At 53.6% G+C, this 20,429-nt stretch carries 23 protein-coding genes and 1 tRNA gene; 12 read left to right on the top strand and 12 right to left on the bottom strand.

The annotated features are described in order from the left end of the window. Positions 1 to 48: 48 nt before the first annotated feature. The 4 genes from ACESSO_RS03715 to xerC all read left to right on the top strand — a co-directional run bounded on the left by ACESSO_RS03715 (position 49) and on the right by xerC (position 2,861). Entirely contained in the window at positions 49 to 480 is a 432-nt protein-coding gene (locus tag ACESSO_RS03715) for an RNA polymerase sigma factor (protein ID WP_373163702.1), read from the top strand. Then, positions 461 to 703, top strand: a complete 243-nt coding sequence (locus ACESSO_RS03710) for a helix-turn-helix domain-containing protein (protein ID WP_373163701.1) — start codon at positions 461 to 463, stop codon at positions 701 to 703. The genes ACESSO_RS03715 and ACESSO_RS03710 overlap by 20 nt, the downstream gene beginning before the upstream one ends. 502 nt (positions 704 to 1,205) lie before the next feature. Continuing rightward, positions 1,206 to 1,412 (top strand): helix-turn-helix domain-containing protein, encoded by a 207-nt coding sequence (locus ACESSO_RS03705; protein WP_373163700.1) that lies wholly within the window; start codon positions 1,206 to 1,208, stop codon positions 1,410 to 1,412. A 21-nt stretch (positions 1,413 to 1,433) separates the two neighbouring features. After that, entirely contained in the window at positions 1,434 to 2,861 is a 1,428-nt protein-coding gene (xerC, locus tag ACESSO_RS03700) for a tyrosine recombinase XerC (RefSeq protein ID WP_373163699.1), read from the top strand. 189 nt (positions 2,862 to 3,050) lie between these two features. On the opposite strand, the gene ACESSO_RS03695 is transcribed toward xerC, so the two are convergent. Then, positions 3,051 to 3,127 (bottom strand) — tRNA-Arg (locus tag ACESSO_RS03695). Between the two features lie 387 nt (positions 3,128 to 3,514). On the opposite strand from ACESSO_RS03695, the gene ACESSO_RS03690 reads away from it, so the two are divergent. The 6 genes from ACESSO_RS03690 to ACESSO_RS03665 all read left to right on the top strand — a co-directional run bounded on the left by ACESSO_RS03690 (position 3,515) and on the right by ACESSO_RS03665 (position 7,951). After that, positions 3,515 to 4,882: a pyruvate carboxylase subunit B gene (locus ACESSO_RS03690; RefSeq protein ID WP_373163980.1), complete on the top strand. Its 1,368-nt coding sequence runs from the start codon at positions 3,515 to 3,517 to the stop codon at positions 4,880 to 4,882. A 2-nt stretch (positions 4,883 to 4,884) separates the two neighbouring features. Beyond that, positions 4,885 to 5,211: an OadG family transporter subunit gene (locus ACESSO_RS03685; RefSeq protein ID WP_373163698.1), complete on the top strand. Its 327-nt coding sequence runs from the start codon at positions 4,885 to 4,887 to the stop codon at positions 5,209 to 5,211. Between the two features lie 14 nt (positions 5,212 to 5,225). Further along, a complete protein-coding gene (locus ACESSO_RS03680; RefSeq protein WP_373163697.1) occupies positions 5,226 to 5,609 on the top strand; it encodes a biotin/lipoyl-containing protein in 384 nt (127 codons plus the stop codon). A 16-nt stretch (positions 5,610 to 5,625) separates the two neighbouring features. Then, positions 5,626 to 6,777, top strand: coding sequence for a sodium ion-translocating decarboxylase subunit beta (locus ACESSO_RS03675; protein ID WP_373163696.1), 1,152 nt, complete (start codon positions 5,626 to 5,628; stop codon positions 6,775 to 6,777). Positions 6,778 to 6,938: 161 nt separating this feature from the next. Next, positions 6,939 to 7,514: a TetR/AcrR family transcriptional regulator gene (locus ACESSO_RS03670; RefSeq protein WP_373163695.1), complete on the top strand. Its 576-nt coding sequence runs from the start codon at positions 6,939 to 6,941 to the stop codon at positions 7,512 to 7,514. Positions 7,515 to 7,654: 140 nt separating this feature from the next. After that, positions 7,655 to 7,951, top strand: coding sequence for a sporulation transcriptional regulator SpoIIID (locus ACESSO_RS03665; RefSeq protein ID WP_373163694.1), 297 nt, complete (start codon positions 7,655 to 7,657; stop codon positions 7,949 to 7,951). A gap of 28 nt (positions 7,952 to 7,979) precedes the next feature. Here the strand turns inward: ACESSO_RS03665 and ACESSO_RS03660 are convergent, their stop codons facing one another. Beyond that, positions 7,980 to 8,222 (bottom strand): AbrB/MazE/SpoVT family DNA-binding domain-containing protein, encoded by a 243-nt coding sequence (locus ACESSO_RS03660; protein ID WP_302667009.1) that lies wholly within the window; start codon positions 8,220 to 8,222, stop codon positions 7,980 to 7,982. A gap of 89 nt (positions 8,223 to 8,311) precedes the next feature. Here ACESSO_RS03660 and ACESSO_RS03655 point away from each other — a divergent pair, with 89 nt between their 5' ends. Continuing rightward, positions 8,312 to 8,896, top strand: a complete 585-nt coding sequence (locus ACESSO_RS03655) for a nucleoside recognition domain-containing protein (RefSeq protein ID WP_373163693.1) — start codon at positions 8,312 to 8,314, stop codon at positions 8,894 to 8,896. Between the two features lie 143 nt (positions 8,897 to 9,039). Continuing rightward, positions 9,040 to 9,558 (top strand): nucleoside recognition domain-containing protein, encoded by a 519-nt coding sequence (locus tag ACESSO_RS03650; RefSeq protein ID WP_373163692.1) that lies wholly within the window; start codon positions 9,040 to 9,042, stop codon positions 9,556 to 9,558. A 170-nt stretch (positions 9,559 to 9,728) separates the two neighbouring features. On the opposite strand, the gene ACESSO_RS03645 is transcribed toward ACESSO_RS03650, so the two are convergent. The 10 genes from ACESSO_RS03645 to ACESSO_RS03600 form a co-directional block, all read right to left on the bottom strand. Beyond that, positions 9,729 to 10,598 carry a 3-hydroxyacyl-CoA dehydrogenase NAD-binding domain-containing protein gene (locus ACESSO_RS03645; protein ID WP_373163979.1) on the bottom strand — a complete coding sequence of 290 codons (870 nt, stop codon included), beginning with the start codon at positions 10,596 to 10,598 and terminating at the stop codon, positions 9,729 to 9,731. A gap of 43 nt (positions 10,599 to 10,641) precedes the next feature. Further along, entirely contained in the window at positions 10,642 to 11,457 is an 816-nt protein-coding gene (locus tag ACESSO_RS03640) for an enoyl-CoA hydratase-related protein (protein ID WP_373163691.1), read from the bottom strand. Between the two features lie 124 nt (positions 11,458 to 11,581). Then, positions 11,582 to 12,769, bottom strand: a complete 1,188-nt coding sequence (locus tag ACESSO_RS03635; protein WP_373163689.1) for an acetyl-CoA C-acetyltransferase — start codon at positions 12,767 to 12,769, stop codon at positions 11,582 to 11,584. A 180-nt stretch (positions 12,770 to 12,949) separates the two neighbouring features. Further along, a complete protein-coding gene (locus ACESSO_RS03630) occupies positions 12,950 to 14,518 on the bottom strand; it encodes an acyl CoA:acetate/3-ketoacid CoA transferase (protein ID WP_373163688.1) in 1,569 nt (522 codons plus the stop codon). Between the two features lie 49 nt (positions 14,519 to 14,567). Beyond that, complete coding sequence (locus ACESSO_RS03625) at positions 14,568 to 14,834, bottom strand: hypothetical protein (protein WP_373163687.1); 267 nt, start codon at positions 14,832 to 14,834, stop codon at positions 14,568 to 14,570. An 86-nt stretch (positions 14,835 to 14,920) separates the two neighbouring features. Next, positions 14,921 to 16,366, bottom strand: a complete 1,446-nt coding sequence (locus ACESSO_RS03620) for a 4-hydroxyphenylacetate 3-hydroxylase family protein (RefSeq protein WP_373163686.1) — start codon at positions 16,364 to 16,366, stop codon at positions 14,921 to 14,923. A gap of 133 nt (positions 16,367 to 16,499) precedes the next feature. Continuing rightward, positions 16,500 to 17,681, bottom strand: coding sequence for a 4-hydroxybutyrate dehydrogenase (locus tag ACESSO_RS03615; protein WP_373163685.1), 1,182 nt, complete (start codon positions 17,679 to 17,681; stop codon positions 16,500 to 16,502). A gap of 282 nt (positions 17,682 to 17,963) precedes the next feature. Continuing rightward, positions 17,964 to 18,752, bottom strand: coding sequence for an amino acid ABC transporter ATP-binding protein (locus ACESSO_RS03610; RefSeq protein ID WP_373163684.1), 789 nt, complete (start codon positions 18,750 to 18,752; stop codon positions 17,964 to 17,966). Positions 18,753 to 18,764: 12 nt separating this feature from the next. Then, complete coding sequence (locus ACESSO_RS03605) at positions 18,765 to 19,409, bottom strand: amino acid ABC transporter permease (RefSeq protein WP_373163683.1); 645 nt, start codon at positions 19,407 to 19,409, stop codon at positions 18,765 to 18,767. An 85-nt stretch (positions 19,410 to 19,494) separates the two neighbouring features. Further along, positions 19,495 to 20,340, bottom strand: coding sequence for a transporter substrate-binding domain-containing protein (locus tag ACESSO_RS03600; RefSeq protein ID WP_373163682.1), 846 nt, complete (start codon positions 20,338 to 20,340; stop codon positions 19,495 to 19,497). Between the last annotated feature and the right edge of the window lie 89 nt (positions 20,341 to 20,429).

Below are 20,429 nucleotides of genomic sequence, written 5' to 3'. Positions count from 1 at the left end.
GGCGGCTTTGAGCAATCAAGGCCGCCGCTCTTATTTTCTAGAAAGAGAGTGATACCAGAATCGGCGGCCCAGAAAGGGAGCCGCCATGAGAGCAGCATTTGGGCAAGATCAAAAAAAGATTTCCTTTATCGTCGGGATGCTGCGGCTATAAAGAAGCGTGAAACGCCGTTCAGCGAGTTGTCGGAGGAAGAATTGGCCCAGCTTGCGGTCTATGACCGCTATCCCTGGGAATACACCACTTTCCCCGTGGGAGCCGATGTCATTCTAATCAAGGATGACCGGCTGGCCGAGGCGCTGAACGCGCTGCCTCCGGATAATCGGGACATCTTCCTGATGTATTGGTTCTTGGGAATGGCAGACCATGAAATCGCCGAACATCTGCACATGGTTCGCCGGACGGTCAATGCCCGCAGGCAAAGCGCCTATCGGCTGTTAAAGGAGTTGATGGGGGGTGAAGCGGATGACGAAATCTGCAAATAAGCGGGTGGCGCTGCTCCCTTACTCTGTCATTGCCGCTGCGGTGGGAGGAAATCCCGACGCAATAGCAAGGGTAGTCCGGCACTATTCCAGTTACATAGCCGCATTGTCTATGAGGACAAGCTATGATGCAAATGGCTTTCCTTGCTTCCAAGTGGATGAAGAACCATGCCGCAGACTGGAAACAAAGCTCATCGTTGCTATTCTGGAATTTGACCTGAACTGATTTTGGAAAGCTGTGTGTCCCTTTCCATACAGCTTGTCACCCCACCTTGACAAAGAAAGCCTTTGGGCAGCATAAGGCAGACGGATACGATCTGTCTGTGTGGAGCCGGTCGGCCGGTGCGCCATGACCCTGTTGCAAGTCCGCAGGACGGGACCCCTACCAAACAGGTGAGCGACAAAACCAGGCCGCGAAACAGGTGTGGCAGCCTGTGAGCGAGGATGCACAGACAGGATAATGAGACTCCCGCGTTGAACGCCCTCAAAGCATTGCGCGGCGCACCCATCAGCATGGGCCGGGGTGAGATTCCCGTGGAGCTGCTTGCCGGCAGCCGTCCGTTGTATTGCCATTGTTTTTGACATATCATCTTGTGTTGTTCGTTTACGGATACTTCGTAAACGTTTGATTAGCAGCAGAAAAACTAAAAATAGCGCGTTACAATGAGGATGGAAGTTATGAATGAACACCCTTTTGCGTGCCGTTTCTGACTGGAAAGGAGGCTGCTGTGTCAGAAATTCAGAACGGTACGGAGAGAAGGCCTTTGGAGTGCCGCACCTATACGGTCAACGAGGTTGCCTGTATATTGGGTGTCAGCCGGACACAGGCATACCGTCTTGTGCAGGAGGGCCTTTTCAAAAGCGTACGAATTGGTAACGCCATACGAATTCCCAAGCGGTCGTTTGACAAGTGGCTGGAGCCACTTGATCTGTGACATCAGAAAGGAAGGTTCGTTATGGCATCCATCATCAAAAGAAAGAAAAACTATTCTATTGTTTATACCTATGTGGATGAGAACGGCGAAACCAAGCAGAAGTGGGAAACCCGCACTTTCTATCAAGAGGCATTGAAGCGCAAGGCGGAGATTGAGAGCCAGAAAAGCTCCAACTCCTTCCTTCCGCCCACCAATCAGAATATTGCGGAGTTCTTGTCCGACTTCGTTTCGCTCTACGGCGAAAAGCGGTGGGGCGTGTCCATGTACGACAGCCAGACCGCGTTGATTGGCAACTACATCAACCCGATCATCGGGGATATGAAGGTGCAGGACATCACGCCGCGTGTGGTGGATAAGTATATCCAAACTTTGCAGAAAACGCCTGCGGTCAGCACACGCACCCGTCATGCTAAGACCGAATTGGTGACCAATGCAACGATCGAAAAGATCATTAAACTGCTGCGCTGCGCTTTCAAACAGGCGGTGCGGTGGGAGCTGATTGTCAAGAATCCATTTGACAATGTGCTCCTGCCGAAAACGGAGCATAAGAAGCGGGACATCTGGACGGCCGAAATGATTCGTACTGCACTCGACCACTGCAAGGACAGCAAGCTCTATGTGGCCATGAATCTGGCCTTTGCCTGCTCGATGCGCATGGGCGAGATTTTGGGATTGACGTGGAACAATGTCCATATTGAGGATGAAGATATCGCGGCAGATAACGCCTACGTCTATATTGACAAGGAACTGGCGCGGGCATCCAAGCGGGCGATCGAGATGCTGGGGAAGAAGGATGTTTATCACATCTTCGCACCCTTATTGCCCAATACCAGCACCCGCCTGATTTTGAAAAAGCCCAAGACGGATTCCAGTATCCGCAAGGTGTGGCTGCCCAAGACAGTTGCCTATATCCTGCGGGAATGGAAATCGTCGCAGGAGGAGTTGCGGGACATGCTGGGTGACGACTATCAGGACTACAATCTGGTAGTGGCATTGACTAACGGGCGGCCGTGCGAGGAGCGCGTAATCACGAAGGAGTTTGACAAGCTGCGGCAGACCGCTGGCCTGCCAAAGGTAGTTTTTCACTCTCTGCGCCATTCCAGCACGACCTACAAACTGAAGCTCAATCACGGCGATCTGAAGGCCACGCAGGGCGACACGGGTCATGCACAGGTCGATATGATCACACAGGTCTACGCGCACATTCTGGACGAGGATCGCAAGGTCAACGCCCAGAAGTTCGAGGACGCTTTCTACGCCTGCGCTAATCCCGACCTGCGCTCGGTGCGGCCACCGGAGAAGCCGAAGGAACCGGAAAAACCGCGGGAGCCAGAGCAACCGGCAAGCGCTTCTCTTGATCTGTTGGGGCTGCTCGAGCAGCTGCAAAAATCGCCGGAGCTGGTCAATACGCTGACCGCGCTGTTGTCGGTAGTTCCGTCCGGAAAATAGGGCGGAAAAGTTGGGTTAGCAACCCCCTTCAATTTGATTAGCAACGTGGTGAAAAAAGTTCGGAGACAGTTAGCAGATATGCAGCGGTGATTGCATAAAATAGACGCAATACAGTGGCAAAAGCGAAAATAAAAAAATGCAACAAAAAACCGCTATAAACCATCAAAAATAGCTTATAGCGGCTGATTTTGGCACCCCTGACCAGACTCTAACTGGTGGCCTACCGCTTAGGAGGCGGTCGCTCTATACAACTGAGCTACAGGGGCATATGAAAAAATATAAAGTTTTGCGGCGTCAGCGGGCGAGGACCTGCCAGATGTTAGGAGGCGGTCGTTTTATCGGACTGAGCTGCAAGGACATATAAGAATATCCCATGTTTATCCCATGTTGCGAGAATGTGCAAAATTTCAATGCATCTGCAACCAGATACGCAGCGCAGACTATTTATTTATCTTACTGCATTTGAAATGAAATGTCAATCGAGCGGGGAGAGAAAATAGAAACAAAAAAGGCGCTAAAAACTTTGTGAAAAGAAAAACATTGCGTGTCGAATGAGAACATGCTATGATACAGTTATGTAAAATGGGGGAGTAGGTATAGTTTGACTGAATCCTCTGTTTTTCGGCTATAAGGAGGGTATATTTGTGAAACAAATGCATATCACCGAAACTGTGCTTCGTGATGCACAGCAGTCGTTGATCGCAACCCGTATGCCGTTTGATGACTTTGAAGCCGTGCTGGATGAAATGGATAAGGCCGGCTATCATTCGATCGAATGCTGGGGCGGTGCGACCTTCGACAGCTGCCTGCGTTATCTGAACGAGGACCCCTGGGAGCGCTTGCGAAAAATCAAGTCGCATATGAAAAACACTAAGCTGCAAATGCTGCTGCGTGGACAGAATTTGTTGGGATATCATCATTATTCGGATGATACAGTGCGCCGGTTTGTGAGAAAAAGTGTGGAAAACGGAATGGATATCATCCGTATTTTCGACGCGCTCAACGACATGCGCAACATTGAAACCGCAGTGGACGAGTGCTTGAAGGCGGGCGGACATGCGCAGGGCTGCATCTGCTATACGCTCAGTCCGATTCACAATCTGGAGATGTTTGTCTCGCTCGGCAAGCAAATCGAGCGGATGGGCTGCAATTCGCTGTGTATCAAGGATATGGCGGGCATCATGTCGCCGCAGGAGTGCTATGACTTAGTCACAGCGCTGCGGCAGAACATTAAGCTGCCGATTTATGTGCACACGCATGCTACGACAGGATTGGGTTATATGACCTATCTCAAGGCTGCCGAAGCGGGCGCAGCCGGCATCGATTGTGCAACCTCCTGCTTCTCAGGCGGTACCAGCCAGCCGGCAACCGAGTCGGTTGTTTATGCACTTACGCAGATGGGCTACAATTGCGGGGTCAATGCGCAGGAACTCAATCGCATCAATAATTTCTTCTTGCCGGTTAAGGATAAGTTTGCCGCAAACGGCATGTTTGATCCGTATGTTCTGTCCACCAAGACCGATGCGCTGATCTATCAGATTCCGGGCGGTATGCTGTCCAATCTGGTGGCGCAGCTCAAGGCACAGAATGCAATCGACAAGCTGGATGCAGTGCTGGATGAAACGCCTCGTGTGCGCGCTGATTTGGGCTATCCGCCGCTGGTAACGCCGCTGAGCCAGATGGTTGGCGTGCAGGCGACAGTGAACGTTTTGCTGGGTGAGCGGTATAAGTCCATCGGCAAGGAAATAAAGAACTATATTCGAGGCGAATACGGAAAAGCCCCCGGCAAAATCAACCCGGAGCTGGCGCAAAAGGTGTTGGGTGATGAACAGCCCATGACCGGCCGCTACGCAGAGACACTGGAGCCGGAGTTTGAGGTGGCCAAGTCATATCTGGGCAGTCGTGCACGGTGTGACGAAGATGTGCTTTCTTTTATCGCGTTCCCGCAGCAGGCCGAGCAGTACTTCGACCGTCGTGAAAAAACCTTCACGGCAAGCTATTCGTTTAAGGAGGTCGGCTGATTATGGTTCGAGATCCGCTAAGTCAGTTGGATGCGCTGGTTGTGGCGTTATCCGGTTTTGTCATCGTATTCCTCATGCTTGCATTGCTGTGGGGAATTATTCTGGTGATTTCCCGCGCGGTATCCGGCATGGAGCACCATTCGCTCCCTGCTATGGCCGCACCCATGCCTGCGTCTGCACCGGCACGGGCGTCTGCACCGGCAGCGGCGCAGCAGGTTGTGCTGGAAGGTATTGACGAGACACAAGCGGCCTGCGTCATGGCGATTGTCAGCCATGAGACGGGCATTCCGCTCGATCAGCTCGTGTTTAAATCCATCAAGGCGGTTTAAGGGGGAAATAAACGATGAAATATATGGTTACGCTGAACGGGAAACAGTATGAAGTAGAAGTAGAAAAAGGTTCGGTCAGCGCGGTAGCCGTTGGTAAAGCATCGACTGCTGCACCTGCGGCTGCGGCCGCAGCCCCGACTCCGGCTCCGGCTCCGGCCGCCGCTTCGGCGCCTGCCGCACCGGCAGGCGGTGAGGTTGTATCCGCGCCCATGCCTGGCACAATTCTGGATGTACGCTGCACAGCGGGACAGGCTGTCAAGGCGGGCGATGTGCTGTTTATTTTGGAAGCGATGAAAATGGAAAACGAAATCTGCGCGCCGCATGACGGCACAGTAGGTTCGGTCAACGTACAGAAGGGCGCGACGGTAGAAACCGGCGCGGCGCTTTGCACGATGTAACGGGAGGCGCAAGGATATGCAATTTTCGTTTATCGGTGCGCTGGGGGAGATTCTGGCAGGTTCGGGTTTCGCCGCGCTGGCGGATGATCCGCGCAGCCTGATCATGATTCTGATCTCCTTTGTGCTGCTTTATTTGGGTATTGGCAAAAAATTTGAGCCGCTGCTGCTGATTCCGATTGCGTTCGGCATGCTGCTGGCAAACTTCCCGATTACGGGCCTGCTCAATGCGCCGGCGGCGACCTCCAGCCCGGGCATGCTGTGGGTGTTTTATCAGGGTGTTGAGCATGCAATTTATCCGTCGATTATTTTCCTCGGCATCGGCGCAATGACCGACTTCGGTCCGCTGATTGCGCGTCCGTCCTCGCTGCTGCTGGGCGCGGCAGCACAGCTCGGCATTTTCGCTGCGTTCCTGCTGGCGTTGGCGCTCGGCTTCCCGGGTGCGGTTGCCGCCGCTATCGGTATCATCGGCGGCGCGGATGGCCCGACTGCGATTCTGGTGGCATCGCGTTTGGCGCGTGATTATCTGCCCGCAATCGCCATCGCGGCATATTCGTATATGGCGCTCATTCCGATGATCCAGCCGCCGCTCATGCGGTTGCTGACCACCAAGGAGGAGCGCGAGATCAAGATGGAACAGCTTCGTCCGGTTTCCAAGACCGAGAAGATTGTGTTCCCGATCGCGGTAGCGACTGTGGTCATTCTGCTGATTCCGGACACTGCGCCGCTGATCGGTATGCTGATGCTGGGCAATCTGCTGCGTGAATGCGGCGTAACCGAGCGCTTGTCCGACACCGCGCAGAATGCGCTGTGCAACATCGTGACTATCTTCCTCGGCCTGTCAGTTGGCTGCAAGGCAGTTGCCAGCACGTTCCTGACATGGGATACCATCAAAATCATCATTCTCGGTCTGATTGCGTTTATGTTCTCCACTATCGGCGGCCTAATTTTCGGCAAGATCATGTGCAAGCTGACCGGGGGCAAGGTCAATCCGCTGATCGGTTCGGCGGGTGTTTCCGCGGTGCCGATGGCAGCGCGCGTATCGCAGGTGGAAGGACAGAGGGCCAATCCGGCCAACTTCCTGCTGATGCATGCCATGGGGCCGAATGTCGCAGGCGTTATTGGTTCTGCGGTGGCTGCGGGCTTCATGCTCAAGGTTTTCGGTGTATAAGAAAAGTCAATCTATGCGTCAAAGGACGCCGGTATTCTCCGGCGTCCTTTGTTTTTGCGCTTATGGGTGTCCGGCGATAAACGGGAAGGAAATCGAACGATTGTTGACAAAGAATCCAGAAATGCTATAATAAAATAAGAAATGAACAGGTGGTCTTTATTATGCAGGTGTTAAAGGATGAACTCCGGCATAAAATTTTGCTGGAAGCGGAGCATTTGTTCTTGCAGCGGGGATACGACCGCACGTCCCTGCAAATGATTGCGGATAAGGTCAACATCAGCAAGAGCAACTTGTATCATTATTTTAAGAACAAAGAGGAATTGTTTTATGAATTGACCGACGGTGCGGCGGAAGGACTGAAAAAACTGATTTTGCGCTTTAAGGATAAGCGCTTCGATCCGCGTACCGGTCAGCGTGAATATCAGGTGCTGCTGACCGAGGAGGTCATATCGCTGCTTTTGGCGGAAAAGTACGGCTTGCTGCTTATTATGGAGCAGTCTCACGGCACGCGGTATGAGGACCTGCGCAAGAGCATGATTGATATGCTGGCGGCCAAAACCGCCCCGTTGCTCGCGGATGAGGATAACAGCATGCTGCTGGCGCAAATCATGGCCCGAAACTTGCTGGATGGTACGGTGCAAATCCTTAAAAACCGTGTTCGGCCGCGTGAGGTGCGTACGAACCTCAATCGACTGGTGGAATATCATACCAATGGCATCAATGCGCTGCTCAAGTAAGAGCAGCGCATTGTTTTTGCATGATAGAGTCTGTATTCTCATAGGAGGGGGGCACAAACAGCATAAGCCGCGTTCTATACGGCGTGGATGACGCATAGATTGGGAGTAACGAAAGCGTCAACAGGTCAGGGGGGACGACGGTGAAAGGCTTACCAGAGGAGCGCACAATCCGGCTGGCACAATATATGATTCAGGAAGGAGCGACGGTGCGACAGACTGCAGCGCAATTTGGCGTATCCAAGTCAACGGTACATAAGGATATTACCACGCGGCTGAAGAAGCTCAACGCGGTGCTGTACGAGCAAGTACAGGCCGTTTTACAGACCAATAAGGAGGAACGTCATATACGCGGCGGCATGGCGACACGGGAAAAGTACCGGGCACAGGCTGCAGGTGAACGGGCGAAGCGGGTGGTGTCAAAAAACAGCCATCCCTGAATGGTGGGATGGCTGTGAAAAGCTGATATTAGAGCAGCTTGAGCTCTTGTGCGCAGGACGCACAGATGTTTTTGCCCTTGTAATGGATGATATCCTTTGCGTTACCGCAGAAGATACAGGACGGCTCATATTTTTTCAGAACAATCTGATCGCCGTCTACGTAGATTTCCAGGGCATCCTTGACGTCTATGTTCATCGTACGGCGCAATTCAATAGGCAGTACGATACGGCCAAGTTCATCCACTTTTCGGACAATACCGGTAGACTTCATGTGTGAAACACTCCTTCATTTCTTTTCAGTCGAATCTTGTATCACCAAAACCCCGCAGGGGGAGCTTGGACAGAAAGGGGGTTGCGCGGATGCTATCCGTCATTTGGGTTGTATTTCTGGTTTTGGCGCTGATTTGCGGCGCATTCACCGGACGGCTAGATGCAGTGACGACAGCGGTCGGCACCGGAGCCGGAGAAGCGGTTACGCTCATTATCAGTATCGCCGGTCTCATGTGCTTTTGGAGCGGCATTATAGAGCTGGTACAGGCGTCCGGACTGGCGGAAAAGCTATCCCGCATACTGATGCCGTTGCTGCGTCCGCTGTTTGGAAAAGCAGCGGCAGACCGTGAAGCCATGGAGGCAGTCAGCGCCAATGTCGCGGCAAATCTGCTCGGGTTATCCAATGCGGCCACACCGCTGGGTCTGCGTGCAGCAGACCGATTGTATACGCTGGAAGGGCGTCGTGGCTCCCCGAATACCGTCTTGACATTGATTACCTTAAACACAGCATCCATCCAGTTGATTCCTTCTACCGTTGCGGCGGTTCGTGCCGCGTGCGGTGCTTCATCGCCGTTTGACATCATGCTGCCGGTTTGGGGCGCGTCCATCTTCTCCGTGGCGGTGGTACTGCTCAGCGGAAGGCTGATGCGGCCATTATTTCCCGAAGAGAAATAGAAGGAAATGTTTGGTTGGATTACAATTTGTATTATTACATAAAGCAGACACAAAAGATGTCGAATTACCTGTTATTTCCAAAATTATTTTCCAAAATTTGAAATTAACGTCAAAAATAATGGAAAGGAGCGCATAGAAAGGTTGTGCAGGCAACACTAATCCCACTGCTGTTGGCAGCAATCGGCTTATACGCATTGTATAAACATGTGGATGTGTTTCCGGTGTTCTTGCGCGGGGCACAAAAAGGGCTGCAGACAGCGGTGAGCATTTTACCCACGTTGGTGGGGATGCTGACCGTAGTCTATATGCTGCGGGCTTCCGGTGCAATTGATTTGGCAGCGGACTGGCTGGCGCCATTGTTTGGTTTGTTTGGCATTCCCAAAGACTGCGTAGCGCTTGCACTGCTCAAGCCGATTAGCGGAGGCGGGGGCCTTGCATTGGGCAGTGAGCTGATTGGACGATATGGACCGGACAGCTATATTGGCCGGGTCACAGCAGTGATGCTGGGGGCCTCGGAAACGAGCCTATATACCATCAGCATTTATGGTGGGCACTTGGGATTGAAGCAAATGCGCTATGCCATACCGGCCGCATTATGTGCCGATTTGGCTGCATTTGCCGCTTCTGCCGCACTGGTAAGACTTTATTTCCCACATATTTAATATTATATCCTGTTTGTTCGAGAAATGCCATAGATTGGCGTAAAATTTGTTGATTTTGCCAAACAAATGTTAGAAAAAAACGAATAATGTGACTAAAGCAACAAAAAAGTGGAAAATAAAAAGGAGGCTGCTGTGCGTTTTGCACAGTAGCCTCCTTTGGTATGGACAGGTTACTTCACAATTTCCTTGCCGTATTCGTCGTACTCAAAGAAGCCCTTGCCGGTTTTTACGCCCAGCCAGCCTGCACGAACCATCTTACGCATCAGCGGATGCGGACGGTACTTCGGATCGCCGGTCTCACGGTACAGGGTTTCCATGATTGCCAGGTTGACATCGTGACCAACCAGATCAGCGGTGTGGAGCGGGCCGGACTTCATGCCGGCGCCCAGCTGCATTGCAATATCGATGTCCGCCGGGGAAGCGATACCATCGGCAACAATGCCCATCGCTTCATTCATCATCGGAATCAGGATGCGGTTTACCACAAAGCCCGGACCCTCATGCACAGCAACCGGGGTCTTACCCAGAGAAGCCATCAGGTCAAACGCAGTCTTAAAGGTTTCATCCGAGGTCTGGATCGCACGGGTTACCTCAACCAGCTTCATGATCTGAGCCGGGTTGAAGAAGTGGCAGCCAATGACCTTATCCGAACGCTTGACGGAGGCCGCCAGCTCGGTGGGGGACAGGGCAGAGGTATTGGTTGCAAAGATCGTGTGTGCCGGGCAGATATCGTCCAGCTCCTTGAGCAGCTCTTTCTTCAGATCCATGCGCTCAAGGATAACTTCCATCACGAAGTCTGCATCTGCAGCAGAATTGCGATCGATGGAGGTCTTCAGACCGGCCAGCAGCTCGTTCTTGTGCTCCTCAGTGATCTTTTCCTTCTTCACCATGAAGGACAGATCATTGGTGATGGTCTTAACACCGCGATCGAGGAACTCCTGCTTGATGTCGATCATGGTTACGTCATGGCCGTTGGTCAAAAATACTTCTGCGATGCGTGCACCCATGTTGCCAGCGCCGAATACACAAACTTTCATGATAATATAACCTCTCTCTCACTCTTAACAATCCACAAAAAACGGCTTACTTATTCTTAAATTCCTTAGCAGGCTTTTCCTTGTTCTTGTCAAGGAAGTAAGCCATGCCGTACTTCTGATCCTCGGTAGCAAAGCACTGACCGAATACGTTGCCCTCAAACTTCAGGGCGGAATTCAGGTCAGTCTGCATGCCGACATTGATGGCTTCCTTGCACAGAGCAACCGCGATCGGAGCCTGCGCCGCAATCTCTTCTGCGAGCTTCATGGCTTCGTCCATCAGATTTTCCAGCGGATATACGTAGTTGACCAGGCCCATTTCAAGCGCCTGCTGTGCGGTATAGTTGCCGCGGGCCGTGTAGATCATTTCCTTAGCCTTGCCCAGACCAACGATACGGGCCAAACGCTGGGTGCCGCCGCAGCCCGGAGTAATGCCCAGACCGACTTCCGGCTGACCAAACATTGCATTGTCGGATGCCAGACGAATGTCACAGCTCATGGCCAGCTCGCAGCCGCCGCCGAGGCAGAAGCCGTTGATTGCCGCGATAACCGGGCGCTTGAAGTTTTCGATCTTCCAGCAGACACGGTTGGAGTCGTTGCCGAAGAATTTGCCTTCCGCAACCGTCATGGTGGACATCTGTGCGATGTCGGCACCGGCAACAAAGGAGTTGACCGTCTTGCCCTTCTTGTTGACCGTCGAGGAGCCGGTCAGGATAACGCAGTATACGTCGTCCATCTTGCCGACTTCGTCAAACGCTTCTTCCAACTGAGCATACATATCAGTGGAAAGCGCGTTCATGGCCTTCATATGCTCGATCTTAACGACCGCTACATGGCCTTTTTTCTCAACTACTACATCAGTCATTGCTAAAGACTTCCTTTCAAACATTCTGACGAACCGGTATCCGTCAGAGTGAAAAAACTGACGGATACCCATTCAAATTACAGGAATCAATGCGGAGAGGACGCGAAAAGCTGTCTGCCGGTTTTTACTTGCAGAGCTCGTCGCGCTCCACGATCAGGGCTTCGCCCATGCCGCCGCCGATGCACATAGTGGCAAGGCCGATGGTCAGGTCGCGCTTGATCATTTCGTGAAGCAGGGTGGTGGTGATACGGCAGCCTGCTGCACCGATCGGATGGCCGAGTGCGATAGCGCCGCCGTTGACGTTTACCTTCTCCATATCAAAGCCCAGTTCACGGTTAACAGCAGCAGCCTGTGCCGCAAATGCCTCGTTGGACTCGATCAGATCAAGGTCTGCAACAGTCAGACCGGCACGCTTGAGAGCCTGACGGGTGGATTCGATCGGGCCAATGCCCATGATAGCCGGATCGCAGCCAACCGAGCCGAACGAACGAATCTTGGCCAGCGGCTTGAGGCCGTGCGCCTTAACAAAATCCTCAGATGCAATGATCATGGCTGCGCCTGCATCGTTGATGCCGGAAGCGTTGCCTGCGGTAACCGTGCCGTCCTTCTTGAAGGCCGGGCGCAGCTTTGCCAGACCCTCGATGGTAGTCTGGGGACGGCAGTGCTCGTCGGTATCAAAAATAACGGTTTCCTTCTTCTTCTTAACCTCGATCGGAACGATTTCGTCCTTGAAGCGGCCGGAGGAAATTGCCTTGGCAGCCTTCATCTGGGACTCATAACCGATCTGGTCCTGCATCTCACGGGTGATGCCGTACTTCTCAGCAACATTTTCCGCGGTGACGCCCATGTGGTACTGATTGAATACGTCGAATACGCCGTCATAAACCATCATATCAACAAACTTTACGTCGTTCATGCGAGCGCCCCAGCGCATGTTGCGGGAAATATACGGTGCGCCGGACATGGACTCACAGCCGCCGACCAGCATCATCTGATCCTCGCCGGAGCGGATGATCTGGGAGCCCAGAGAGATGGCGCGCATGGAGGATGCGCAAACCTTGTTGAGGGTCATAGCGGGGGTCTCAAGCGGCATACCGACGCCGAGAGATACCTGACGAGCTACGTTCTGGCCAACGCCGCCCTGCAATACCTGACCAAACAGGCATTCGTCGATAGCGGCTTTGTCAACGCCGGCGCGTTCAATGGCAGCGTTGGCAGCAGCGATGCCGAGCTGAGCGGCAGGTACGTCGCGAAGGGTGCCGCCATAAGTGCCGATAGCGGTACGGGCAGCGGAACAGATGTAAACGTTCATTTGGCTGTTACTCCTTTTCTTCTCTGGCACCGGATGCACCGGTGCAGTTTAATGTCTCTTTCGAGTTCGTTAATATTTTATCAAATGTGCGGAGAATTGCAAGGGGTTTTACGAAAGTTTGTTAAATGATTAACAATATACCCAACATCTGTACAACACACACACAGAAAAAATCGAAATTTAATCGTTCGCCAGGCCCATCAGCTCTTCACGGAAGATGCGAGCATCCATCAGCTTGATCGAGCCGTCCGGCTGGTAAGCGATCTTCGGCTCAAATTCCATCTGATCAAGGATCTGGGTTTGCAGGTCGATGCCCGGTGCGATCTCAATGAGGGTGACGCCTTCCGGACGCAGCTCGAACACAGCGCGCTCGGTGATGTACAGAACCGGCTGGTGTACTTCGTTGGCGTAGTCGCCGGAGAAGGTGATGTGCTCCACCTGGTTGACAAACTTCTTCTTGGCGCCTTCCTGCGTGATGACGAGCTTGCCGTCCTCGCAGGCGGTCTTGAGGCCCTTGGCGGTGAAGGTGCCGCAGTAGACAACCTTCTTGGCGTTCTGGGTGATATCGATGAATCCGCCCGCGCCGGCCAGACGGGTACCGAACTTGGAAACGTTCAGGTCGCCGTTGGGTGCAGTTTCAGCCAGACCGAGGAAAGCAACGTCCAGACCGCCGCCCTGATAGAAGTCAAACTGTACGTTGTGCGGGATGATGCACATCGCGTTTGCCGCTGCGCCGAACTGAGTGCCGCCGTAGGGCACGCCTGCAATCGAACCAGCCTCGACGGTCAGGGTCATCTTGTCCGAGATACCCTCTTCCGCCGCAACGTTAGCAATTTTCTCCGGTGCGCCGGTGCCGAGGTTGACAATCGCGTCCTGCGGCAGCTCCATCGCTGCGCGGCGGGCGATGATCTTCTTGGCGTCCATCGGGATGGGCGGAATAGCGTCCACCGGGATGCGGAATTCGCCGGTCAGTGCGCCGTCATACGGCATGCCGAGGCACTGCATGTTCTCTTCCTCCGAGCCGATGACAACCGAGTCAACATAGATGCCCGGGATGGCAACCAGCTTCGGATCGAGCGATCCGCCCTGTACAATCTTCTCGACCTGTACGATGACCTTACCGCCCGAGTTTTTGCACGCCTGCGCCATTGCGGTAACGTCCAGCGGGCCGATTTCTCTATGTACGGTGCAGTTGCCGTATTCATCGCAGTAGGATGCGCGCAGGAATACGACATTGATCGGGAAGCCCTTGTACAGCAGGCGTTCCTTCCCTTCAATGTTAACGATCGTGACCAGATCTTCCTTGGTCTTTTCGTTGAGCTTACCGCCGCCGTTGCGCGGGTCAACAAAGGTCTTGAGGCCGACGTGGGTAATCGTGCCGATGTTGTGCGCGGCGATATCACGGTACATGTGCGAGATAACGCCCTGCGGCAGGTTGTAGGCTTCGATTTTATTGGAGAGCGCCAGCTCGCCCAAACGGGGTGCGCGGTCCCAGTGGCCGCCGATAACGCGCTTGACCATGCCTTCATGGCCGTAGTGGTCGCCGCCGGTACCATCGCGGTGGCCCTGACCGGCTGCAAAGAACAGGGTCAGGTTATTCGGGTGACCGGTCTCAAGAAAACGCTTTTCCAGCGCCTTGGACAGGGTCTCCGGGCAGGCGCAGCTTACAAAACCGCCGGTGGCGATGGTGTCGCCATCCTGAACTTTGAGTGCGGCTTCTTCTGCCGAGATAATACTTACTTTCTTCATGTTCTATCATCCTCCTTTGAGTAACGGACGCTTGATGCGGCCGTTCAATCTACGCGAGTTGCCGGATCGTCCGGATGGCTTCCGGGATGCTGTCCGCAGAGTCCATGATGACACGATGGTCGGCATCAATTTCCTCATACAGATAGGGGCAGCCGGTGCAGCCGCGGATAATCAGCAGTACGTCGTAATGGACGCCGTCCTCCGGATAGGAAAAGTCGGCGACGTCCGCAAGGGAGGTGCGCACGGTTTGATAGGCTTCTCCGCGGTCATAGCGCGGATTGCAGCCGCCGCAGAATTTGACAGTGCAGCGCAGCATGGTGCGTTGAGCCTCCTTTGGCCGAATGAAATTGCAAACATAGGCACTCACGGGTGCTCCATGAGTGCCTATGGGATGCTCAGAGATTACTGGATACGAGCAATCTTCTTCGCCAGTTCCTTCTTCATTTCCAGGTTGGACTGACGGGCGATCATGATGCGCTGAGCCTGGGGCGAACCTGCGCCATGCATGGACTCCGGCAGATAGCCGACAGCAGCAGTGCCCATCGTCATATTTTCAATCAAACGCAGTACGCGCATGCGGTCCTCGGTCGGAACAGAAGCGACACCCTTGAGGTACTTCTCGATGTAGGGCTTGAGAACCGGATTGCGGTAGTCGGCCTCGGAGGGCTGAGTGACCATCAGGCCGCCGGCCAGATCCTGTGCCAGACGCGCGATCTCGTACGGGAAACGGGTGACGTTCTGCTTGCAGACGTTAGCCAGCAGCAGGTCGATGAGGTAGTTGCCCGCCTTGGTCTTGGTGCCCTGGCTGGAGCAGGCGATGCCGCAGCAGTACAGAGTCTCGTTCAGGTGGGTCATTTCAATCAGCTTATCCTTGACATGGGATGCCTTAGCAGAGCCGGCCATTTCGCCCGCCAGTGCGGTCGCGCCGATCAGCACATCGCCTACGCCGACCTTGCAGCCGCCGTAGGACTGACGGTGATAGCCTGCGAAACGCTCAACGATCATGCCGGCAAACTTGACTTCACCGTTGAGGAAGATGCGGTCATTCGGAACGAACACATGGTCGAAGATGACCAGAACTTCGTGGCCGCCGTAAACCTTGTTGCCTACGTCGATGTCGTTGTACTCCTCGGTCTTGCGGGTGTCGCAGGACTGACGGCCGTAGATCAGCGTGATGCCTTCGGAATCGGTCGGAACAGCGAAGGAGATCGCGTAATCCTCGTCGCCTTCACGCATGGAGATGGTCGGCATAACCAGCACCTCATGGCTGTTCACAAAGCCGGTCTGGTGAGCCTTTGCACCGGTGACGTATACGCCGTCTGCAGTGCGTTCGACAACATGCAGGAACAGGTCGGGGTCGGCCTGCTTGGAGGGAGCCAGAGAACGGTCGCCCTTGACGTCGGTCATTGCGCCGTCAACCGCGAGATCCTCGTCCTGTACGCGGGTGAGGAACTTGATGAAGTTCTCATGATACTTGGTGCCGCAGGCCTCGTCGATCTCGTAGGTGGAGGAGAATACGGCGTTCATAGCGTCCATACCAACGCAGCGCTGGAAGCAGGCTGCGGTTTTCTGGCCGAGCAGACGCTGCATCTTAACCTTTTTAATCAGGTCGTCGGTCGACTGATGCATGTGGGTAAAGCGGTTGATCTTCTTGCCCGAGATGTGGCTGGTTGCGGTCATCAGGTCTTCGTACTGGGGATCCTCCGCCAGCTCATAGGTAGCGGCAAAGGAGTTGAGCGAAGGGCGGATGATCGGGTTGTCTACCGGATTCTCCACCTTTTCACCGAACATATACAGATTGAGCTTCAGCTTTCGCAGGGACTCAATGTACTGGTCTTTGGTCATCATAGCGATCAAGTATCCTTTCTCTTTTCAAACTTTCTGAGGGGTTTGCCGACGGGCGGCAAGCATACCTTCTAAGAAAAAACAGGGCGGGGAACGCGGGGTTCCCCGCCCTGTTCAGGCGAAACGCTTACAAAAATCAGAAGCACTCGCGGTATACGCGTTCGCTCAGTTCGATGCTCCACGGACGGTAGGAGTTGGTAATCAGACGCTGCTGGTTTGCCTCTACCGATACGGGGAAGCTCTTGATGTCCTCTTCCTTGAAGCCGTACTCATGCAGCGGCTTGAGCGGGAGAACCTTCTCGAGGGTGACATTCAGGGTGCGCAGCGCGTCATCCTTGGTGCAGCCCAGGCAGCGCGCAACGAGTTCCTTGAACTTGCCCAGCTCGCCGTTCGGCTCGTACTCATCGTACAGCTCAAGGATCTTGCCGAACAGAGCGTAGTTGGATTCGCCGTGCGGAACATGGTAGGTGCCGCCGAGCGGGAAGGACATGCCGTGTACGGTTGCGCAGCCAGCCTTCAGGAATGCGATGCCGGCAAACAGGGAAGCGGTAACGAACTCGCCCAGATAATCCATGCGAGCGTCCGGGCCTTCCAGCGCAATGCGGCGGAAGCCTTCCAGAATCATTTCAGCCGCCTTGACCGAGTACATCTCGGAGGTAACGGTCTTGCGATGCGGGGACAGGAAGGATTCGGTTGCGTGAATGAGCGCGTCAATTGCGGAAGCAGCAAACGGCTTGTAGGGCAGCGTCTTGAGCAGATCCGGAACCAGGCAAACCTTGTTCGGGATGATGTCGTCGGAAACCAGACCGAGCTTGGTTTCGCCGCCGGTCAGCTTGCCGTCCTTCTCGTCCTTGACGATAGCAACCGAGATGTTGGTAACCTCGGAGCCGGTGCCGCAGGTGGTCGGGATGGCGATAACTTCCTTCTCATGTACAACGGGCTCGCGCTTGAAGTACAGCTCATGTACGGAGGTCGGGCGCTTGCAGCCGAGCAGCTTGCACAGGTCCATGATGGCGCCGCCGCCGACAGCGATGACGCGGTCATAGGAATCATACGGAATGGCCTCATACATGGTTTCGATCATCGCCTCAGAAGGCTCGCCTGCGCCGAACTTCTCCTGGAAAACAAACTTGCTCTTCAGGCCAAGCTCCTCCATGAAGGGCTTGTAGATGAATTCGTTGGTCAGAACGACATCGCGCTCACCAAGATTGAACTCTGCGGCGAAGTCACCGAAGTTAGCAAACTTGTAAATAGTCGGGGCGATGATGATCTCTCTCTTGTCCTGCATCAGAGAGGCGCTGAAAGCATCCATAGCCATAATTGATACATCTCCATTCTAAAATTTTATAAAAGGCCGTGCGGGCTTTTACATCTTTGGCAGGACAGAAATGTCCTGTGCTTTTATTGTAGCAAATTCATGCCACAACTTCAACACAAACAAACAAAAAAATCATCAAAAAATAACCAAGTGTTCCTGTACAAAAAGACAATAAAAAATCCCGCATTTTTCAATACGGGATTATTTTATCGTATTTAAAAGGGTTTGTAAATGGGAAGTTGGTGGAAAGTGCTGAAAAGTTTTTTCTGCGCCTGCTGCTCTTTAGTTGTTTTGTGAAAAACGGCTCAAAAATGCTTTGGTTCGCTCATTTTGGGTATTTTCAAACAACTCAGTCGGGGTGCCTTCTTCAACGATCACGCCGCCGTCCATGAACAAAATGTGGTCGGCAACATCACGGGCAAAGGCCATCTCGTGTGTGACAATAATCATGGTGGTGTGCTGGTCCGCCAGTGAGCGGATAACCTTGAGCACTTCTCCGGTCAGCTCGGGGTCGAGCGCGGAGGTCGGCTCGTCGAAGCAAAGGATATCAGGATGCAGAGCGAGTGCGCGCGCAATCGCCACGCGCTGCTGCTGACCGCCGGAAAGCTGATGAGGATAATGGTTCATGCGGCCCTCCAGACTCATCTGGCTGAGCAATTCGATGGCGTGGTGCTCAATTTCCTCCTGAATAGCGCGTTTGTTCTGCTTGTAGTCCGGTCGTTCCTTGGCAAGCAGCAGGCTGGCCAGCATAACGTTTTCCAGCGCGGTGTATTGCGGGAACAGGTTGAACGACTGGAACACCATGCCGAAGTGCAGACGGCGCTTGCGGATTTCTTCATCGCTTTTGGAGGAGTGGTCCGCAGCATTAAACAGCGTTTCGCCGTTGACAATGATGCGGCCTGCATTCGGTGTTTCCAGAAAGTTCAGGCAGCGCAGCAAGGTGGTTTTGCCCGAGCCGCTTGAGCCAATAATGGCCAGTGCCTTGCCGCGTTCGAGCGAAAAGCTGATATCGTCGAGCACCTTGGTGGCGCCGAAGCTCTTATTGATGTTTTGTACTTCCAGAATAGGCATTTCGGCACCTCCTTACACGCGGAAATAATCCATTTTCTTTTCCAGCCAGTTGAACAGCAGCGTAAGTACGCCGCAGAACACCAGAAAGAACAAAGCAGTGGAAAACAGCGGCCAAATCAGGCCCTTGGTGGCATATTCCTTGCTCATCATGATGATTTCCTTGGTAGCGATGACGTTGGCCAGCGCAGTATCCTTGATAAGCGTCATGAACTCATTGCCCATAGGCGGGATCACGCGTTTAATGACCTGCAAAAGCGTCACCTTGAAGAAAATCTGGCTTTTGGTCATGCCGAGCACCTGTCCGGCTTCATACTGACCGCGCGGGATAGATTGGATACCGCCGCGGTAGATTTCCGAGAAGTAGCAGGCATAGTTGATGACGAAGGCCACGCAGGTGGCGGTGATGCGGGGCAACAATGTGCCGTCCCACAGCAGGCCGGGACCGTAGAAAATGATGATGATCTGAAGCATCAGTGGTGTGCCGCGGATGATCCAGACAAATAATTTGACCAGATAGGCCAGCGGTTTAAACTTACTCATCGAGCCAAAGGAGATGATGAGCCCCAGCGGCAGCGCAAACAGCAGCGTGACAAAAAAGATCTGGCAGTTGATGCCGAAGGTTTTTGTCAGGCTGGAAAAGATAACAGACGCAGACATGAAAAATACCCTTTCCCCAAACAAAGGCAGGCGGGGCAGCATAAAAATGCTGTCCCGTCGGCCATATCTTTCTTATTGTAATAGATTACTCGGCAAGACTCAGACCGTATTTCTCAGCCAGCGCGGGAAGCGTACCGTCCTCGACCAGCTCCGCCATAATCTTGTTGACTTCAGTGCAAAGGTCGCTGCCCTTGCGGAAGCCGATGCCGTATTCCTCAACCGACAGCTCGACGCCATCGATCATCATCAGATCGGCAAAGTCTGTGCCTTCTCCGATCATGCTCTTGGCGAGTGTCCAGTCGAGCACCGCTGCGTCGGAGGCGCCGGACTCGATTTCCAGCAGAGCGTCGGTCTGCTTGGTGACGGTGGTCAGATTGGCCTGCGACAGATTCTCGTCCGCTTCGATTGCCGACTGACCGGCAGAACCGGCCTCGGCAACCAGATTGGCACCGGACAGGGAAGCGGTATCTGTAAAGGTGTCCTTATTGGAATCCTTGATAACAATGACCTGCATGTTCTTGACATACGGATCGGAAACCGCAATGTTTTCCTTCAGATCATCCGTGATGGTCATGCCGTTCCAGATGCAGTCGATGCTCTTGGCGTCCAGCTCGACTACCTTGGTATCCCAGTTGATTTCAACAAACTCAGGCTCGACACCCAGCTTTTCACAGACCGCCTTGGCAAATTCGGTATCAAAGCCGGTAAATTCGCCGTTTTCATCGGTGTAGTTCATCGGCTCATATACGGTGTAGCCGATTACCATTTTGCCTTTGTCCTGCACATAAGCCAGATCGCTGGCGGTTTCCGTATTTGCGTCGCCGTTGGTGTCCGTGGCCGCATCTTCGTTTTTTCCGCCGCCGCAGCCGGCCAGCATGGAAAGACTCATCGCACCGGCGAGCATCAGCGCCAGCAGCTTTTTGGTTTTCATAAGGGACCCTCCTAAATTCACTTTATCGTACTGTGCCGTGAAAGTCATTTACCATTGTACCACTTTATTTCAGAAAATCAAGGAAAAGT

Origin of the sequence: Agathobaculum sp. Marseille-P7918 (assembly GCF_964248325.1) — a bacterium.
GTDB lineage: Bacteria > Bacillota > Clostridia > Oscillospirales > Butyricicoccaceae > Agathobaculum.
This window is presented reverse-complemented; position numbering and strand designations above follow the sequence as displayed.

Coding starts and splice junctions, on each gene's coding strand:
- ACESSO_RS03710 (WP_373163701.1), top strand. CDS start 461: ATGACGAAATCTGCAAATAAGCGGGTGGCGCTGCTCCCTTACTCTGTC.
- xerC (WP_373163699.1), top strand. CDS start 1,434: ATGGCATCCATCATCAAAAGAAAGAAAAACTATTCTATTGTTTATACC.
- ACESSO_RS03690 (WP_373163980.1), top strand. CDS start 3,515: ATGCATATCACCGAAACTGTGCTTCGTGATGCACAGCAGTCGTTGATC.
- ACESSO_RS03685 (WP_373163698.1), top strand. CDS start 4,885: ATGGTTCGAGATCCGCTAAGTCAGTTGGATGCGCTGGTTGTGGCGTTA.
- ACESSO_RS03680 (WP_373163697.1), top strand. CDS start 5,226: ATGAAATATATGGTTACGCTGAACGGGAAACAGTATGAAGTAGAAGTA.
- ACESSO_RS03675 (WP_373163696.1), top strand. CDS start 5,626: ATGCAATTTTCGTTTATCGGTGCGCTGGGGGAGATTCTGGCAGGTTCG.
- ACESSO_RS03670 (WP_373163695.1), top strand. CDS start 6,939: ATGCAGGTGTTAAAGGATGAACTCCGGCATAAAATTTTGCTGGAAGCG.
- ACESSO_RS03660 (WP_302667009.1), bottom strand. CDS start 8,222: ATGAAGTCTACCGGTATTGTCCGAAAAGTGGATGAACTTGGCCGTATC.
- ACESSO_RS03655 (WP_373163693.1), top strand. CDS start 8,312: ATGCTATCCGTCATTTGGGTTGTATTTCTGGTTTTGGCGCTGATTTGC.
- ACESSO_RS03640 (WP_373163691.1), bottom strand. CDS start 11,457: ATGACTGATGTAGTAGTTGAGAAAAAAGGCCATGTAGCGGTCGTTAAG.
- ACESSO_RS03635 (WP_373163689.1), bottom strand. CDS start 12,769: ATGAACGTTTACATCTGTTCCGCTGCCCGTACCGCTATCGGCACTTAT.
- ACESSO_RS03630 (WP_373163688.1), bottom strand. CDS start 14,518: ATGAAGAAAGTAAGTATTATCTCGGCAGAAGAAGCCGCACTCAAAGTT.
- ACESSO_RS03625 (WP_373163687.1), bottom strand. CDS start 14,834: ATGCTGCGCTGCACTGTCAAATTCTGCGGCGGCTGCAATCCGCGCTAT.
- ACESSO_RS03620 (WP_373163686.1), bottom strand. CDS start 16,366: ATGATGACCAAAGACCAGTACATTGAGTCCCTGCGAAAGCTGAAGCTC.
- ACESSO_RS03615 (WP_373163685.1), bottom strand. CDS start 17,681: ATGGCTATGGATGCTTTCAGCGCCTCTCTGATGCAGGACAAGAGAGAG.
- ACESSO_RS03610 (WP_373163684.1), bottom strand. CDS start 18,752: ATGCCTATTCTGGAAGTACAAAACATCAATAAGAGCTTCGGCGCCACC.
- ACESSO_RS03605 (WP_373163683.1), bottom strand. CDS start 19,409: ATGTCTGCGTCTGTTATCTTTTCCAGCCTGACAAAAACCTTCGGCATC.
- ACESSO_RS03600 (WP_373163682.1), bottom strand. CDS start 20,340: ATGAAAACCAAAAAGCTGCTGGCGCTGATGCTCGCCGGTGCGATGAGT.